Source organism: Micromonospora rubida, from assembly GCF_009908295.1.
GTDB classification, from domain to species: Bacteria; Actinomycetota; Actinomycetes; order Mycobacteriales; family Micromonosporaceae; genus Micromonospora; species Micromonospora rubida.
In genome coordinates, this window is sequence record NZ_JAAALO010000002.1 from 612,974 (window position 1) to 628,593 (window position 15,620).

16 protein-coding genes are annotated in these 15,620 nt (G+C 72.0%); 5 read left to right on the top strand and 11 right to left on the bottom strand.

Annotated features, from left to right (window positions below; all coding sequences use genetic code 11):
* Positions 1–34: 34 nt before the first annotated feature.
* From glmM to GVV04_RS07215, 5 genes are all read right to left on the bottom strand, one after another.
* On the bottom strand, positions 35–1,390 hold the full coding sequence (gene glmM, locus GVV04_RS07195; protein ID WP_161685832.1) for a phosphoglucosamine mutase: 1,356 nt from the start codon (positions 1,388–1,390) through the stop codon (positions 35–37).
* 115 nt (positions 1,391–1,505) lie between these two features.
* A complete protein-coding gene (gene rpsI / locus GVV04_RS07200) occupies positions 1,506–1,970 on the bottom strand; it encodes a 30S ribosomal protein S9 (protein ID WP_161685834.1) in 465 nt (154 codons plus the stop codon).
* A 20-nt stretch (positions 1,971–1,990) separates the two neighbouring features.
* Positions 1,991–2,434, bottom strand: a complete 444-nt coding sequence (rplM, locus tag GVV04_RS07205; RefSeq protein WP_161685836.1) for a 50S ribosomal protein L13 — start codon at positions 2,432–2,434, stop codon at positions 1,991–1,993.
* Positions 2,435–2,672: 238 nt separating this feature from the next.
* A complete protein-coding gene (locus GVV04_RS07210; protein ID WP_161685838.1) occupies positions 2,673–2,966 on the bottom strand; it encodes a hypothetical protein in 294 nt (97 codons plus the stop codon).
* Positions 2,956–3,213, bottom strand: a complete 258-nt coding sequence (locus tag GVV04_RS07215; protein WP_161685840.1) for a DUF6364 family protein — start codon at positions 3,211–3,213, stop codon at positions 2,956–2,958. Before GVV04_RS07215 ends, GVV04_RS07210 begins: the two co-directional genes overlap by 11 nt.
* Positions 3,214–3,548: 335 nt before the next feature.
* Between GVV04_RS07215 and GVV04_RS32905 the strand changes: the two genes are divergently transcribed.
* Both GVV04_RS32905 and GVV04_RS07225 read left to right on the top strand, forming a co-directional pair.
* Positions 3,549–3,989 (top strand): nitrite reductase (NAD(P)H) small subunit, encoded by a 441-nt coding sequence (locus tag GVV04_RS32905; RefSeq protein WP_235965726.1) that lies wholly within the window; start codon positions 3,549–3,551, stop codon positions 3,987–3,989.
* Positions 3,989–5,077 (top strand): uroporphyrinogen-III synthase, encoded by a 1,089-nt coding sequence (locus tag GVV04_RS07225; protein ID WP_161685842.1) that lies wholly within the window; start codon positions 3,989–3,991, stop codon positions 5,075–5,077. Before GVV04_RS32905 ends, GVV04_RS07225 begins: the two co-directional genes overlap by 1 nt.
* A 195-nt stretch (positions 5,078–5,272) precedes the next feature.
* Here GVV04_RS07225 and GVV04_RS07230 read toward each other — a convergent pair whose 3' ends face one another.
* From GVV04_RS07230 to GVV04_RS07245, 4 genes are all read right to left on the bottom strand, one after another.
* Positions 5,273–5,896, bottom strand: a complete 624-nt coding sequence (locus GVV04_RS07230) for a GTP-binding protein (protein ID WP_161685844.1) — start codon at positions 5,894–5,896, stop codon at positions 5,273–5,275.
* Positions 5,877–6,242, bottom strand: a complete 366-nt coding sequence (locus tag GVV04_RS07235) for a DUF742 domain-containing protein (protein WP_117665135.1) — start codon at positions 6,240–6,242, stop codon at positions 5,877–5,879. Before GVV04_RS07235 ends, GVV04_RS07230 begins: the two co-directional genes overlap by 20 nt.
* Positions 6,243–6,311: 69 nt before the next feature.
* Positions 6,312–6,719, bottom strand: a complete 408-nt coding sequence (locus GVV04_RS07240; RefSeq protein WP_161685846.1) for a roadblock/LC7 domain-containing protein — start codon at positions 6,717–6,719, stop codon at positions 6,312–6,314.
* The gene (locus GVV04_RS07245) at positions 6,716–9,796 is read right to left on the bottom strand and encodes a sensor histidine kinase (protein WP_161685848.1); all 3,081 of its coding nucleotides are present in this window, start codon (positions 9,794–9,796) and stop codon (positions 6,716–6,718) included. Before GVV04_RS07245 ends, GVV04_RS07240 begins: the two co-directional genes overlap by 4 nt.
* 448 nt (positions 9,797–10,244) lie before the next feature.
* On the opposite strand from GVV04_RS07245, the gene GVV04_RS07250 reads away from it, so the two are divergent.
* Positions 10,245–11,426: an ABC transporter substrate-binding protein gene (locus tag GVV04_RS07250; RefSeq protein WP_161685850.1), complete on the top strand. Its 1,182-nt coding sequence runs from the start codon at positions 10,245–10,247 to the stop codon at positions 11,424–11,426.
* 100 nt (positions 11,427–11,526) lie between these two features.
* Here the strand turns inward: GVV04_RS07250 and GVV04_RS07255 are convergent, their stop codons facing one another.
* Both GVV04_RS07255 and GVV04_RS07260 read right to left on the bottom strand, forming a co-directional pair.
* Positions 11,527–12,384: an ABC transporter permease gene (locus tag GVV04_RS07255; protein ID WP_161685852.1), complete on the bottom strand. Its 858-nt coding sequence runs from the start codon at positions 12,382–12,384 to the stop codon at positions 11,527–11,529.
* A 97-nt stretch (positions 12,385–12,481) separates the two neighbouring features.
* Positions 12,482–13,510: an ABC transporter substrate-binding protein gene (locus tag GVV04_RS07260; protein ID WP_161685853.1), complete on the bottom strand. Its 1,029-nt coding sequence runs from the start codon at positions 13,508–13,510 to the stop codon at positions 12,482–12,484.
* Between the two features lie 266 nt (positions 13,511–13,776).
* On the opposite strand from GVV04_RS07260, the gene GVV04_RS07265 reads away from it, so the two are divergent.
* Both GVV04_RS07265 and GVV04_RS07270 read left to right on the top strand, forming a co-directional pair.
* Positions 13,777–14,613 carry an ABC transporter ATP-binding protein gene (locus GVV04_RS07265; protein ID WP_161685854.1) on the top strand — a complete coding sequence of 279 codons (837 nt, stop codon included), beginning with the start codon at positions 13,777–13,779 and terminating at the stop codon, positions 14,611–14,613.
* A 2-nt stretch (positions 14,614–14,615) separates the two neighbouring features.
* Positions 14,616–15,554, top strand: a complete 939-nt coding sequence (locus tag GVV04_RS07270) for an LLM class F420-dependent oxidoreductase (protein ID WP_161685856.1) — start codon at positions 14,616–14,618, stop codon at positions 15,552–15,554.
* Positions 15,555–15,620: the final 66 nt, after the last annotated feature.

The window sequence follows — 15,620 nt, forward strand, 5'->3', positions numbered from 1 at the left end:
ACAGCGCGGGGGCGGGGCGGCGGGGCAGTGGGGGTCAGGTGGTGGGGCTCGCGACGCGGACCCGCTCGGCGATGCGCTCGGCGACCTCGCGGGCGGTCTGCTCGGTGGCGGCCTCGACCATGACCCGCACCAGGAGCTCGGTGCCCGAGGGGCGCAGCAGCACCCGACCGGTCTCGCCCAGCTCCGCCTCGGCCCGCTCCACCTCGGCCCGGACGGCCGGCGCGGCGGCACCCACCGAACGGTCCCCGACGGGCACGTTGATCAGCACCTGCGGCAGCTTGGTCACCACCGCGGCCAACTCCGCGAGGGACTTGCCGGTGGCTGCCATCCGGGCCATCAGGTGCAGCCCGGTCAGCACGCCGTCGCCGGTGGTGGCGTAGGCCGGCATGACGATGTGCCCGCTCTGCTCACCGCCGAGGGCGAGGTCGGAGGCGCGCAGCTCCTCCAGGACGTACCGGTCGCCGACCTTGGTCTCGACCAGCCGGATGCCCTGCGCGGACATGGCCAGCCGCAGGCCGAGGTTGCTCATCACGGTGGCGACCAGGGTGTCGTCGGTGAGCGTGCCGGCGTCCCGCATGGCCAGGGCGAGGATCGCCATCACCTGGTCGCCGTCGACCTCGACCCCGTCGGCGGTGACCGCGACGCACCGGTCGGCGTCGCCGTCGTGGGCGATGCCCAGGTGCGCGCCGTGCTCGACCACGGCCTCGCGCAGGGCGTCGATGTGGTTGGAGCCGCAGTCGTCGTTGATGTTCAGGCCGTCCGGCTCCGCGTGGATGGCGATCACCTCGGCGCCGGCCTCCCGGTACGCCACAGGCGCGACGTCGGCCGCGGCGCCGTTGGCGCAGTCGACCACGACCTTGATCCCGTCGAGGGGGTGCGGCACGGTGCCGGTCAGGTGCTGGACGTAGTGGTCGGCGCCGTCGAGCAGGTCGTGCACCCGCCCCACCCCGGCGCCGGTCGGCCGGTCCCACGCGGTGGCCGCGTTCGCCTCGACGGCCGCCTCGATCCGCTCCTCGATCTCGTCGGGCAGCTTGTGCCCGCCGGAAGCGAACAGCTTGATCCCGTTGTCCGGCATCGGGTTGTGCGACGCGGAGAGCATCACGCCCAGGTCGGCCTTGGTCTCGGCGGTGAGGAACGCCACGGCCGGGGTGGGCAGCACGCCGACCCGGACCACGTTGGCGCCGGCACTGGTGAGCCCGGCCACCACGGCGGCCTCCAGCATCTCGCCGCTCGCCCGGGTGTCCCGGCCGACCACCGCCAGCGGCGGATGGCTCCGGTCCGTCTCGGCGAGTGTGTGGGCGGCGGCGACCGCCACCGCGAGTGCCAGCTCGGGAGTGAGATCCGCGTTCGCCCGCCCGCGTACGCCGTCCGTGCCGAACAACCGGCCCATACCCGCCAACCTCCGAGGAAATGGTGCACAACAGGAAAGCGAAACGGCCGGGCCACCTCCCGTCGAGGGGAGGTGGACCCGGCCGTTCGTCAGAAGTACAACGTGCCGCTGATGATCAGCGCTTCGAGTACTGAGGAGCCTTACGGGCCTTCTTGAGGCCGTACTTCTTGCTCTCCTTGACCCGGGCGTCACGGGTCAGGAAGCCGGCCTTCTTCAGGGCCGGGCGGTCGTCCGGCTCGTTCACGATCAGCGCCCGGGCGATGCCCAGCCGGAGCGCGCCGGCCTGGCCGGTGGTGCCGCCGCCACGCAGGTTGGCGATGACGTCGAAGGTCTCGGGCTTCTCGGCGGTGACCAGCGGGTCCTTGATGAGCTGCTGGTGCACCTTGCTCGGGAAGTACGCCTCGAGGTCACGGCCGTTGCAGGTGATCTTGCCGCTGCCCGGGACGATGCGCACCCGGACGATGGCCTGCTTGCGCCGGCCGACGGTCTGGATCGGCCGGTCGCCACGGGGGGCGCGGGCGACGGGCGCCGGCGCCTCGGTGGCCTCGGGGGCAACCTCGGTCTCGGTGATGTCGGTCATGCTGCTTCCTTCGCCCGCGCTCACTGCGCGATCTGCTTGATCTCGAACGGCGCCGGCTGCTGCGCGCCGTGCGGGTGCTCGGCACCGGCGTAGACCTTCAGCTTGTTGATCAGCTGACGGCCGAGCTTGTTGTGCGGGAGCATCCCCTTCACGGCCAGCTCCACGGCCCGCTCGGGACGCTTGCTGAGCAGCTCCTCGTAGCCGACCTGCTTCAGGCCGCCCGGGTAACCCGAGTGGCGGTAGGCGACCTTGGTCTGACGCTTGTTGCCGGTCAGCGCGACCTTGCCCGCGTTCACGATGACGACAAAGTCGCCCGTGTCGACGTGCGGCGCGAAAGTCGGCTTGTGCTTACCACGCAGCAGCGTGGCGGCGTGGGTCGCCAGGCGGCCCAGCACGACATCAGAGGCGTCGATAACGTGCCACTGACGCTCGATCTCACCCGGCTTCGGGCTGTACGTACGCACAGGTCTACCTTGTCTCGTCGTCGGTCTGGGGTCGCGCGCCGAGGTGACCAGGCGCGCACGAACGACCAAGCGTACCTGATGCGGCACGCCTCTGGATGTCGTACAACAGCAGGCAACGATACTCGGGGGTACCTCCGCAGGTCAAAACGGGGGGGGCGTTCCCACTCTCCCACACCGCCGTCATGATCTCGGTCACACGTGCGGCGCGCGTTGTTCCTGGCGGCGCGCGGAGCCCCGGTCAGAGCTCCTGGAGGATGCGCAGTGCGCGCCCCACCCGGAGCATCGTGCCGGTGTCGGCCACCTCGACGCACTCGGTGAACCACTTCTTCATCGGCGAGGAGAGCCGGTCGGGCATCACCACGTACCCGCCCATCGGCACGGCCAGCGGGGAGTCGCGCAGCAGCACCGTCTCGACCACCTCGGCCACGATCACGATCGGCACGTCGGTGGAGTTGTAGACGTCGGAACTGAGCACCAGACCGAGCCGCTCCCGGGCGCCCTCGATGCGCCAGACCTCTCCCCTACGCAGCACGTGGACGCCCGCCGAACAGCGCGTCGTCGACCATCGCCACCTCGCGGGCGTCCGCCAGGGCGGCCGTCTCCAGGTCCAGCCCGGCGCGACCGACGGCGGCGGCATGCGCGGTGAAGACCTCGCGCAGCGCCTTCTCACGGGCGGCCTGGTCCATCCAGGCGGAGAGCGACAGCCCCTCCCGCTTGGCGAACCGGCGCGCCTCCTCGATCGTCTCGTCCGAGAACGACAACGTCACCTTGGCAGTCATGCCGCCCAGACTACCCCCGGTATGACCACTGGTCATCCCATCCCCCCACCACCCACCGCCCACCGCCCAACCCCCCAAACCACCACACCACACCCCCACCCACCCCACACCCCCGACCTCCGCGCAGTTTCGGGGAAAGTGTTGCCTCCTCACGCTCCAAGGCCACACTTTCCCCGAAACTGCGCGGGCTTTGGGCGGTCGTCGGGCCCGGGGGGGTAGGCCGGGTCGGGAGGCGGTGGCCGGGGGGACGCGGGTGGGGCGTGTGAGGTGCTCTTGACAGGACCGAAACAAACGGGACCCGGAGCCGAAACTGCCCGGCGGCACGCTTTCCCGACATGACAGACGGTGAACGGCCGGCGACTCGACCGGGGAGCCGAGCCCGGGAGGCGGCGCCACACTGCCCGCACTTCGCCCTCCAGTGCGGGATGTCGCTGCGCGAGACCGCCGGCCGGGGCGAGGGCGGGCTCCGCCGGGAGGGCCGGACCGTCGCCGAACTGCTGGACCGTCCCGGCCGGCTGACCACCCCGCTGAAACGCGACGCGGTCACCGGCGAGCTGCGCCCGGCGGGCTGGGACGAGGCCGACGGGGCGTACGCGCGGGCCCGGAGGACCCTGGCCGGCCCGGGCGGGGCACCCACCGTCGCCTCCCCCCTGCACAGGCGGGCGTACGAGCTGCGTACCGGCGCCTGCCTCGACCTGCCCGGGGTGTCCGTCGCCCGGCACGACGGGCGGTGCCGTGACGTCCTGGTCGAGGCGCGGCTGAGACGGGAGGGGTGATGCCCCACGAACTGGCCGGCTTCACCATCGGGGTGACCGCCGACAGCCAGCGCGACGAGTTGGCCACGCTGCTGCGACGGCGCGGGGCGCGGGTGGTGATCGCGCCGGCCCTGCGGATCGTGCCCCTGACCGACGACACCGAACTGCGCGAGGCGACCCGCGCCTGCCTGAGCCGCCCGCCGGACGTGCTGGTGGCCAACACCGGCATCGGAATGCGCGGCTGGCTGGAGGCGGCCGAGGGCTGGGGGCTGAGCGAGCCGCTGCGTGGCGTGCTGTCGCGGGCGTACGTGGTGACCCGGGGGCCGGAGGCGCGGGGTGCGATCCGCGCCGCCGGCCTGCGCGACCGGTGGTCACCGGGCGCGGAGAGCTGCGAGGAGGTCGTCGAGCACCTGGTCCGGCGCGGGGTGGCCGGGCAGGTGGTCGTCGTGCAGTTGCACGGTGACCGGCAGCCCGAGTACGCCGCCGCGCTGGAGGAGGCCGGTGCCACGGTCATCGAGGTGCCGGTCTACCGGTGGGCCCCGCCGACCGACCCCGCGCCGCTGCACCGGCTGATCGACCTGGTCGCCGGGCGGCTGGTCGACGCGGTCACCTTCACCTCCGCCCCGGCCGCCGAGGCGCTGCTGCACGCCGCCGGGGACCGCACCGAGACGGTGCTGGAGGCGCTGCGGGGCGACGTGCTGGCGAGTTGCGTCGGTGCGGTCGCCGCCGAGCCCCTGGTCCGCCGCGGGGTGCCGGTCAGCGCGCCGAGCCGCGCCCGGCTCGGCGCGCTGGTGCGGACAATCGTGGACGAGCTGCCCCGGCGCACGGTCACCATCAGGGCGGACGGGCACCTGCTGACCCTGCGCGGGCACGCGGCTGTGATCGACGAGGAGCTGCGTCCGCTGGCCCCCGCCCCGATGGCGGTGCTGCGGGCGCTGGCCACGTCACCAGGGCGGGTGCTCTCCCGTACCGCCCTGCTGCGGACGCTGCCGCGCGGCGCGGACGAGCACGCGGTGGAGATGGCGGTGGCCCGCCTCCGGGCCGGCCTGCGCGCCCCCCGGGTGGTGCAGACGGTGATCAAGCGCGGCTACCGGCTCCGGGTGGACTGACCCCTGCGGCAGGTGACCCGGCGTGCCCCAGTGCGCGCGGTCGGCAGCCGGGCCGTTGACGACGACCACGCCGGCAGGTGGGCCGTGGACGAACGACCACGCCGGTAGCCCGGCCGTGGACGACCAGGTCGGCGGCCGGCCGTGGACGATCACGCCGGCGGTGGCCCGGACTGTCCGGGCCACCGCCGACATACGTCAGCCGACCGGGGTCGGGTAGCCGCGACCGTGCTCGGCCTGGAGGCGCAGCATCGCGTGCTCGACGACCGTGACCAGCACCTGCTTCACCGAATCCCGGTGCCGGGCGTCGGTCATTATCAACGGTACGTGGGGCGAGATGGCGAGGGCCTCGCGGACCTCCTCCAGCTCGTACTGCGGCGCGTTGTCGAACCGGTTCAGCGCCACCACGTAGGGCAGGCGGCGGTTCTCGAAGTAGTCCAGCGGGGCGAACGCGTCGGTGATCCGGCGGGTGTCGACCAGCACCGCCGCGCCCACCGCGCCTTTGATGATCTCGTCCCACATGAACCAGAACCGGGTCTGGCCGGGTGTGCCGAAGAGATAGAGGATCAGGTCCTCGGCCATGGTGATTCGGCCGAAGTCCATGGCGACCGTGGTGGTCTGCTTCCCCGGCACCTTCGACGGGTCGTCGATCCCGACGCCGGCCGCAGTCATCACCGCCTCGGTGGTCAGCGGAGTGATCTCCGAGACCGCGCCGACCAGGGTCGTCTTGCCCACGCCGAAGCCGCCCGCAACCACGATCTTCGCGGAGGTGATCCCGCGGTTGCGGCGTGCCCCAGCGGGGTCATAGCCTGCGAAGTCCACTTAGCACCCTTCCAAGAATTTCCATCCGCTCCTCGTACCCTTCGGGCGGAGCGGCAGTGTGTAGCGTCAGCAGGCCCTCGGCCACCATGTCGGCGATGATCACCCGGGCGACGCCCAGCGGCATCCGGGTGTACGCGGCGACCTCGGCCAGCGACTGGGGTCGGCCCTCGCAGATCGTGGCGATCCGGTGCTTGTCGTGGCCGGCGAACCGGGACTCGGCGACCGCCGTGGGGCTGGCCGTCAGCACCGCCTCCAGCGCGATGTCCTGCCGTGGCTCGGTACGGCCACGGGTGACCGCGTACGGACGCACCAACGCGCCGCGCGGGTCTTCCCGTCGTTGGTCCATCCGCGATCACCTCCTCGGGCGGGTGCCGTCCCTCGACACCCGGTCAGTCCGTCCGTGTGGCCAGGCGCGCTAGGAGCGCACCGCGTCCCGCCGCAGCGGCACCAGTGCGGCGCCCACCCGTTCGACCAGCAGTGCCATCTCGTACCCGACCTGGCCGACGTCGCAGCTGCGGGCGGCGAGCACGGCCATCGACGAGCCGTCGCTGATCGACATGAGGAACAGGTAGCCGCTGTCCATCTCGATGACTGTCTGGAGCACCCCGCCGGCGCTGAACATGCGGGCCGCGCCCTCGGTAAGGCTCACCACACCGGAGGTGATCGCCGCGAGCTGGTCGGCCCGGTCCGTGGGGAGGTCCCGCGACGAGGCCAGCAGCAGCCCGTCCGCGGACACCGCCACCACGTGGGCGATGCCCGCCACGCTGTCGGCGAAGTTGGTGAGCAGCCAACCCATGTCCTGCATGGCCGCTGGCCTGTTCATCGGCTCGTCTCCTTGGTCGGGGTGCTGTTCTGGTCCGCGCCGACCGTCCGTCCGCGCTGTACGCCGCGGTGGTATGCCGACAGCAGGCCGCGTACTTCGTCGGGGGTGCGCCGGCTGCGGTCCTTGCTGCTCTTCTGTTCGATCCCGCCGGGAACGAGCTGCGCCTGCGGGACCCGCTTCGGCAGGCCGGAGCGGGTGGTCCCGGACGCGGTCGGTTCGGCCGCCCGACTGGCCCGCGACCAGCCATCGTCGGCGGCTGTCCGCCAGGCCTCGGGGTCGGTCGCCGGCGGGGTGGCTGCCGCCGGCCCGCTCGGCACGGTCGGCCCGGTCGGCCGGGTCGCGGCGGGCGGGGCCACCGGCGGGGTGTACGCCGGCGGCGGAGTCGCCGTGGCCGTACCGTCCGCGGGGGTGGCCCCCGGCGTACGGGTGGGAAGCGGTGGCCGGGGCGCGGCGGGAACCTTGGCCGGCGGCGGCTCCTCGTCGAACTTGGGCCGCTGGAAGATCGCGGTCACGTCGTCGCCGTGCGACCGGAACCAGACCGCCTCCATCTCCCGGAAGATCGGCGCCTCGGCCGGCTGGGCCGGACGGGCGACCACCGGGGTGGCCGGGGCTGCCGACACGACGGGAACGGTCGGCGTCGTCCCGGCGACCGGGCCACCGGGCAGCACCGGCGGGGCGGGGGCCGCAGCGGTGGGGGTTGCCGGCTGGGCGGCCTCCCCGCCGGGGGTCCGCCGGGGCAGCGGATCGATCGTCGGGAACGCCACGGTCGGGCTGCCCACCGAGAACCCGCCGCCGGGCGTGAACGCCGGCTGCGTCGGGGCGGGCGGCTGCGTCGGGGGTGCCGGCGCGATGGCCGGTGCCGCCGGCTGGGCGACGGCCGGCATGCCGAACGGCGTGGCCGGCGCGGCATCCCGGGAGTCGCCGGGCACCTGCCAACGGGCCGGCGTCGGGGCGGAGGTCCGCCACTGGTCGTTCAGCGTGGCGGTGCGGCCGGCACCGGTGAGCGGCGAGTCGAGGCCCATCGGGGTGAGCGGCGTCTGCTCGATCTGGGCGGGCTGGCGCGACGGGGTCAGCGGCGCCGGGGCCGGCTCGCGACCACGCAGCGACGGCAGCACCACGGTCGAGCTGGGCAGCGTCACCTGGGCGACGGTGCCGCCCTCCACGTTGCGCCGCAGCTCCACCCGGATGCCGTACCGGGACGCGAGGCGGCTCACCACGGCCAGACCCATCAGCCGGAACGCGGCCACGTCGACCGTGGACGGGCCGGCGAGCCGGCGGTTGAGCGAGTCGAGCTGCTCGTCGGTGAGCCCGAGGCCCCGGTCCTCGACCTGGATCAGCACGTAGTCGCGGATCCGCCGGCCGTCGGCGACCACCACCGTGTTCGGTGGCGAGAAGCGGGTGGCGTTGTCGAGCAGCTCGGCGACCAGCCGGACGACGTCGTTGACGGCGTGCGCGGCCACCGAGATGTCGGTGTCGACGGTGCCGAACTCGATGCGGTTGTACTGCTCGACCTCGGACTGGGAGGCCCGCAGGACGTCGATCAGCAGGGCGTCGTCGCGGCGCGGCACCGCCGAGTCCGCACCGGCGAGCACCAGCAGGTTCTCGTCGTTGCGGCGCATTCGGGTGGCCAGGTGGTCGAGTTCGAAGAGCTGGGCGAGGCGCTTCGGGTCCTCCTCGCCGCGCTCGATCGCGTCCAGCTCGCCGATCATCCGGTCGACCAGGGTCTGACTGCGCCGGGCCAGGTTGAGGAACATCGCCGAGACGCTGGTCCGCAGCGCGGCCTGCTCGGCGGCCACCCGGACCGCCTCCCGGTGGACGACGTTGAACGCCAGCGCGACCTGGCCGATTTCGTCTCGGTTGTTGAGTTTGATCGGGTCGCGGACCTGCCGGACGATCTCCTCCACGCCGCCGTCGCCGACGCTGCCGATGTTCTGCAGTCGGGCGACCGCGTCGGGCAGGTCGTGGTTGGCCACCGACAGGGCCCCCTCGCGCAGCCGGCGCAGCGAGTGGTTGAGCGACCGGGCCAGCACCACGGCCAGCGTGACGGCGACGATCAGGGTCAACAGCACCAGCACCGACTCGATGATCGCCTGCTGGATGACGTTCGAGCGGGCTTCCTCGGTCTGGGCGAGCAGGCGGTCCTGGAGCCGGATCTCGGCCCACCGCATCAGGTCGTTGACCGCACCGATGGAGGCGGTGGCGTCGCTGGGGGAGACCAGCGGGGCCTGCCCGACCGACCGGGTCAGGTCGGCGGCCACCCGGTCGGCGAGCGTCACCGCGTCACCGGAGACCGTGCTGTCGACGAGGGCCCGCTGGCTCGGGTCGGCGGCCAGCGAGAAGGAGAGCAGGGCCTCCTGCTGGCTGGTCAGGGTGGCCACGAACGAGGAGAACTGCTCCTCGTCGAGGCTGCCGGCGGTGAGCGCGGTGTAGGCGACCGCCTCTTCCTCGGCGACCGCCGCCTTGGCGTGGGCGAACGCGGCCACCGCCCGGCGGGTGTCCGCCAGGCTCTCCTGACCGGGAAGCTGGGCCAGCGTGTCGCCGTAGGAGACCAGGTCGGTGAGGATGACCCCGTAGCGCAGCGCGGCCTCGGCCACCGCCATCTGCTGACGGTCGAGGACCTCCTGCCGGGTGCTGTTGAGCGTCGTCAGGTGGTCCTCGATGACCTTGAGCCGGTCCCGCACCGTGGCCGGGACGTCGCCGACCCGTCCGCGCTCGGCCTTGTACTCCTCGATCCGGGCGTCCGTGCTGCGCACCAGCAGGTTGTACGTGTCGGGTCGCAGCCCCGGCGTGGCCAGGTAGCTGGCTGCGGCCATCCGTTCCTTGTGCAGGTCCTGGGTGAGTGCGGAGACGTCGATCGACAGCTCGGTCAGCGACCGCAGCCGGGTCGCCTCGATCGCGCCCTCACCGGTCGAGATCAGCCGAACGGTGGCGAGCGCGATCACCGCCGCGACCGGCACCACCAGGATCAGCGCCAGCTTCGAGCGGATCCGGGCGTCGCGTAGGCGCGGCAGCCGACGACGTCGACTCCGCTCGTCCGACTCGCTGCTCTCGGGCAGGGTCGTAGGTCCGGTGCTCACGACATCGCCTCCGTCGTATCTTCCACGCCTGAACCGCCGACCCGTGGCCGGTGCAGCGGACAGCGCCGCGCGCGGCACGGCCGCGATTTCATCAGAGATGATCGTGTTTGGGAAGCCGCGGTGAGGTAGGAAACGGTCGCACGGCACTCATCGCGTGATCCGGTCAACTAATACCTTCATTTTCTCAAGCCCCTGATCAGGGCATGTAACTCCAAGGTGGTCACGTGCTTATGCAAAGTAAGCGTTTGCAAAGATTGGGTTACCCCAGCATGTGGGACGGCAGTCCCGAAACGCTTCGGCGCATCCGCGCTTGACCACAGGGCCCGGCATTGGCAAGGTTTTGCAGGCTTCGCGCATACCGTACGGCAGACCAATCCCGTTTCTCCACTGAGGACGGAACAAGCGGCGGTGACCGGGCAGCCGCCCGCGCCGCACCTGGAGGACTGAGTTGATCACCATCCGCTCCGTGACCATCACGGCGCTCGCCTCGGCCGTCCTGGCCACCTCGCTCACCGGCTGCCAGTTCGGCGAGGCGGAACAGGACACGAGCCCCATCGTGATCGCCGTGGACCTGGAGCTGTCCGGCTCCGCGGCCCCGGTCGGCAAGGCGTACCAGCGCGCCCTGGACCTGAAGGTCGAGCAGCTGAACGCCTCGGGCGCCCTGGGCGCCCGGAAGATCAAACTCAAGGTGAAGGACAACCGCTCCGACGCGAGCGAGTCGCTACGCAACGTGGACGACTTCAGCAACGATTCGCAGGTCAGCGCGCTCATCATGGGCGGCTGCAACGAGTGCGCCGTCCGCGCCGTCCGCACGATCAACGAGAAGAAGCTCCCGACCGTCGTGCTCGCCCCGTCCAGCGCCGTCGCCAGCCCGGTGGCCGACCGCCGGTACGTGTTCAAGCTGGCCCCGAACGCGGTGGACAGCGCCGCCGCCCTCACCGGTGAGCTGCGCCGACGCAGCATCAAGAAGGCCTCGGTGCTCAACAGCGAGGACAGCTACGGCCGGGAAGGGCTCGCCGCCCTGCGCAGCGAGTTCGCCAAGGCCAACATTCGGCTGATCAACGACCAGGGGATCAAGGCCACCGAGACCGACGTCAGCCAGCCGGTCAAGGCGCTGACCGACGACAAGCCGGGGGCGCTGGTCGTGTGGACCCCGCCGGAGCAGGCGATGCTCGCCGCCGCCGCCGCCCAGCAGGCCAAGTTCAAGGGCGCGCTCTTCTTCGACGCGGTGGCTGCCGGGGACCTCTTCCTCGGCGCGTCGGCCCGGTCGACCGAGCAGGCAACCCTGATCTTCACCCAGACCATGGTGATCGACGACGTCATCGCCACCACCCCCGCCAAGGCGGCCCGCCGCCAGTGGTTCCAGAACTACACGGCGCGGTTCGGCGGCTACAACGGTTTCTCCTCGTTCGGCGCGGACGCCGTGCAGCTCATCGTCGACGCCGAGCTGCGGGCCGGTGGCGAGGCCGGCAAGGCCGGCCGGGACGACCTGCGCGACGTGCTCGAGACGTCCCAGATGGACGGCCTGTCGGGCCCGATCCGGATGACCCCGGACAACCACTCCGGGCTGATGCCGCAGGCCCTGACCACCCTGGTCGCTCGGGGCGGCCGCTGGCGGCTCGCCGGCTGACCAACGGTTTGCCGTGACCGGCGTCGTCGGGCCCGGGCCCGACCCGGTCACCGCGGCGAACCGGTCGGCCGACCAGGTGAGCCTGGTCGGCCGACCGGGCTCACCTGGTCGAGGTGGTCTCCCTGACCCACGGCAGGGCCAGCCGCTCCAGGAAGACCAGCGCCGAGTACAGCAGGATGCTGATCAGCGCCACCAGCATGATGGCCGCCCACGCGGTGGCGGTGTCGCCCATGCCGGCATACTGGGTGATGACGTATCCGAGCCCGCCCTCCCCGGCCTGGAACTCGCCGATCACCGCGCCGATCGCGGCCAGCGGCATGGCCACCTTCAGGCCGACGAAGATCTGCGGCAGCGCGGCCGGGAACCGCACCTTGCGGAACGCCTGCCACCAGGACGCGTTCCAGGAGCGGACCAGCTCGGCGAGGTCCGCCGGGGTGGTGGTCAGGCCGGTCGCCGTGGACAGCACGATCGGGAAGAAGCACAGCAGGAAGACCATGGTCAGGATCGGCTTCTGACCCCAGCCGAGCGCCACCACGAGCAGCGGCCCGAGGGTGATCTTCGGGACCGCGTTGACCGCGACGAGCAGCGGGGTGAACATCCGCTCAACCGTTCGCGATGCGGCCAGCGAGAGCCCCAACAGGACCCCGGCCGCGGCGGAGAGCGCGAAGCCGATCACGATCTCCAGCAGGGTAGCGGCGGTGTGTTCGAGCATCTTGGCCGGTTTGTCGGTGAACGCCGACAGCACCGAGCCGGGGGTGGGCAGCGCGGCGGGGTGCACCAGCTCCAGCCGGGCGGTGACCCACCAGACCGCGAACGCGATCAGCAGGCCCGAGGCGGGCAGCAGGGCCCCGTTGAGTCCGGACCGCACCCCGGCGTTGGGGCCGGAGTGACCAGGCGTGGGGACGGGAGCGGCGGGCCGGTGCGCGACCGCCGGCTCCGGTGACCGGAGGTCGGTCATCTTCTCCTCCTCTCCTACCGGCACGGTGGCCGGGGATGGAACGGGGGTACGCCCCGCCGGAGGCCGGCGGGGCGTACCCCTGGGACAGTCGGACCGGTCAGGCCTTCGGCGCGAGGTCGAAGTCGATGATCTGGTCGGGGGTGAGGTTCTGCTTGAGCTGGCCCGCGCCCTGGAGGATCGCGATGCTCTTGGCGACCCGCCCGCTGTCCAGCGTGCCGATCTGGGTGCCCGAGTTGCTGGACCGGACGTACCCGGCCATGAGCTGGAGCTCGGCGGCGGCGGCCGCGGGGTTGCTGGCGTCGACGTTCTTCTTCAGGATGTCGCCCGCCTCCTGCGGGTTGGTCAGCGCGTGCTCCAGGCCCTTCATCAGGGCGGCGGAGAACCGCTTGACCATGTCCGGCTTCTCCTTGGCGATCTTGCTGGAGGTGATCAGCACGTTGCCGTAGAGGTCCTGCATCACGTTGCTGTAGGGCAACATGACGGCCTTCTTCTTGGTCACCGCCTCGATGGTCGGCTGACCGACGACGAACTGGCCGATGCCGTCGACCTTGCCGGCGGCGAGCGTGCCCATCAGCTCCTGCGCCTGGCCGTTCTGCCAGGTCACCTTGCTGGCGTCCACGCCGGCCAGCTGGGCGTACGTCGGGAAGAGGTTGCGGACGACGGAGCCGGGGGTGTCGGCGAGCTTCTTGCCCTCCAGGTCCTTTGGAGAGGCGATGCCGGTGCCCTCGACGGTCGCGATGCCCGCCATCGTGCGCTGCTGGATGGCGGCCACTGCGACAAAGTCCTTGGCCTGGCCGTTGCCGAGCTGGAGCAGACCACCAGTGAGGTCGATCGGGCCGAACTGGGCCTGGCCGCTGACGATGGTCTGGATCACGGAATTGGTGCCCTGCCCGGGCTTGATCTCGACGTCGAAGCCGGCCTCCTTGAAGAAGCCCTTCTCCTTCGCCACCCAGGCATAGGAGTCACGCCCGAAGTTGCCGAACGAAGTGAGGTACGTCACTTTTTCCAGCGACTTGCCGTCGCCGCCCTTGGCGCCGGACGAGTCCGCGTCGCTGCTGCACGCGGACACCAGGGTGAGTGCGGTGGCCAGAGCGGCCGCGGCGACCGTGCGGGTCAGCCTTTTCATCTGTGCACCATGTCCTTTCCGACCGGGGGCGATGCGCCACCGGAGGGGTTGTCGAGAGGGACGGCGTCGACAGAGGGGGGAGTCGACGCCACCGTCGTGAGGGGACTTCTCGCCGGCACAGACTACGCAAGGGACCTGCCGGTGTAGCCAGGAGTGTCGGTTGCGGAACGGAAACGAACTGAAGTCCACCCCGGACCCCCCGGGCCGCAGCGCGGCGGGCTACCCTAGCTGCGCTCCTGACCGCTTACTCAGGGAGAACACCGGCGATGATTCGACTGTCCGGCGTGTCCCGCACCTTCGACGGCCGCTCCGGCCGGGTCGAGGCGCTGCGGGGCATCGACCTCGACGTGGCCGACGGCGAGTTCGTCGCCGTGCTCGGCCGCTCGGGCTGCGGCAAATCCACCCTGCTGCGCATGATCGCCGGGCTGCTGCCGGTCACCGCCGGGCAGATCACCGTTGCCGGTACACCGATCACCCGCCCCCGCCAGGACATCGCCATGCTGTTCCAACGGCCCGCCCTGCTGCCGTGGCGCTCGGTGCTCGACAACGTCCTGCTGCCGGTGGAGATCTTCGGCTGGAAGCGGGCCAGGCATCGCGCCCGCGCCCGGGAGCTGCTCGAACTCGCCGGGCTGGCCGGGTTCGAGAAGCGGCTGCCGCACGAGCTGTCCGGCGGCATGCAGCAGCGGGTTTCGCTGTGCCGGTCGCTCATCGGCGACCCCCGGGTGATGCTGATGGACGAGCCCTTCTCCGCCCTCGACGCGCTGACCCGGGAGGAGCTCTCCGGCGAGCTCCAGCGGGTGCACACGACCAGCGGAGCCACCATCGTCTTCGTCACCCACTCGATCGACGAGGCCGTGCTGCTCGCCGACCGGGTGGTGGTGCTGAGCCCCCGCCCCGGCCGGATCCGCTCGGTGGTCGAGGTGGACATCCCGCGTCCCCGCACCCTCGGCCGCAACGCCCACCTGGCCGACGTGGCCCGGGTCAGCGCCGAGCTGCACGAACTGCTGATGGAACGTGACGCCCCGACCGGGCCGGCTCCGGTGCCACTCGGCCCCGGCACCCACCGGCAGTCCCCGGCGCGGGCCGGCGCGGAGGGCCGCTGACCGTGCGGGTGGCCGTCTTCACCGAGCCGCACCGCGGTGCCAGCTACGACGACCAACTCCGCTTCGCCCGGACAGTCGAGGCGGGCGGCTTCGAGGGCTTCCTGCGGGCCGACCACTATCAGGCCATGGACGCCGACTCCGGGCTGCCCGGCCCCACCGACGCCTGGCTCACCCTCGCCGCGCTGGCCCGGGAGACCTCCCGGATCCGGCTCGGCACCCTGGTCACCTCGGCCACCTTCCGGCTGCCCGGGCCGCTCGCGGTGATGGTCGCCCAGGTCGACCAGATGAGCGGCGGCCGGGTGGAGCTGGGCATCGGAGCCGGCTGGTACGAGCGGGAGCACACCTCGTACGGCATCCCGTTCCCCGCCGTCGGGGAGCGTTTCGACCGGCTCGACGAACAGCTCGAAGTGATCACCGGCCTGTGGCGAACCCCGGTCGGCGAGACCTACAGCTTCCTCGGCGACCACTACCGGCTGGTCGACGCGCCCGCCCTGCCCAAGCCGGTGCAGCAGCCCGGCCCGCCGGTGATCGTCGGCGGGCGCGGCCCCAAGCGCACCCCGGAGCTGGCCGCCCGGTACGCCGACGAGTTCAACCTCCCGTTCAAGAGCGTCGCCGAGACGGCCGCCGCATACGACCGGGTCGTCGAGGCGTGCGACCGCCACGGCCGTACGGACTCGGGGCGGACGCCGCTGGTGCTCTCCGCCGGGATCGTGGTGGCCATCGGGCGCACCGACGCCGAGGTGCGGGAGCGGGCCGCGCCGCTGCGCCGCAAAAGCGCCCTGCCGCCGGAGGACCCGGTGATCGGCTCCCCCGCCCAGCTCGTCGACCGGATCGGCGAGTTCGCCGCGGTCGGGGCCACCCGGGTGCACCTGCGACTGATCGATTTGGCCGACCTGGACCACCTGGAGCTCATCGCCGCCGAGGTGCTCCCGCACCTCTAGACGGGCCGGCATGATCGGCGGACCGTGCCGGGTGGACCACGCCCGGCGCCGACTAGCCGGCCGGTG

Bases quoted from the DNA above. Each gene is read 5' to 3' on its own strand.
- glmM (WP_161685832.1), bottom strand. From the start codon at position 1,390: ATGGGCCGGTTGTTCGGCACGGACGGCGTACGCGGGCGGGCGAACGCG.
- rpsI (WP_161685834.1), bottom strand. From the start codon at position 1,970: ATGACCGACATCACCGAGACCGAGGTTGCCCCCGAGGCCACCGAGGCG.
- GVV04_RS07215 (WP_161685840.1), bottom strand. From the start codon at position 3,213: ATGACTGCCAAGGTGACGTTGTCGTTCTCGGACGAGACGATCGAGGAG.
- GVV04_RS32905 (WP_235965726.1), top strand. From the start codon at position 3,549: ATGACAGACGGTGAACGGCCGGCGACTCGACCGGGGAGCCGAGCCCGG.
- GVV04_RS07225 (WP_161685842.1), top strand. From the start codon at position 3,989: ATGCCCCACGAACTGGCCGGCTTCACCATCGGGGTGACCGCCGACAGC.
- GVV04_RS07235 (WP_117665135.1), bottom strand. From the start codon at position 6,242: ATGGACCAACGACGGGAAGACCCGCGCGGCGCGTTGGTGCGTCCGTAC.
- GVV04_RS07240 (WP_161685846.1), bottom strand. From the start codon at position 6,719: ATGAACAGGCCAGCGGCCATGCAGGACATGGGTTGGCTGCTCACCAAC.
- GVV04_RS07255 (WP_161685852.1), bottom strand. From the start codon at position 12,384: ATGACCGACCTCCGGTCACCGGAGCCGGCGGTCGCGCACCGGCCCGCC.
- GVV04_RS07260 (WP_161685853.1), bottom strand. From the start codon at position 13,510: ATGAAAAGGCTGACCCGCACGGTCGCCGCGGCCGCTCTGGCCACCGCA.
- GVV04_RS07265 (WP_161685854.1), top strand. From the start codon at position 13,777: ATGATTCGACTGTCCGGCGTGTCCCGCACCTTCGACGGCCGCTCCGGC.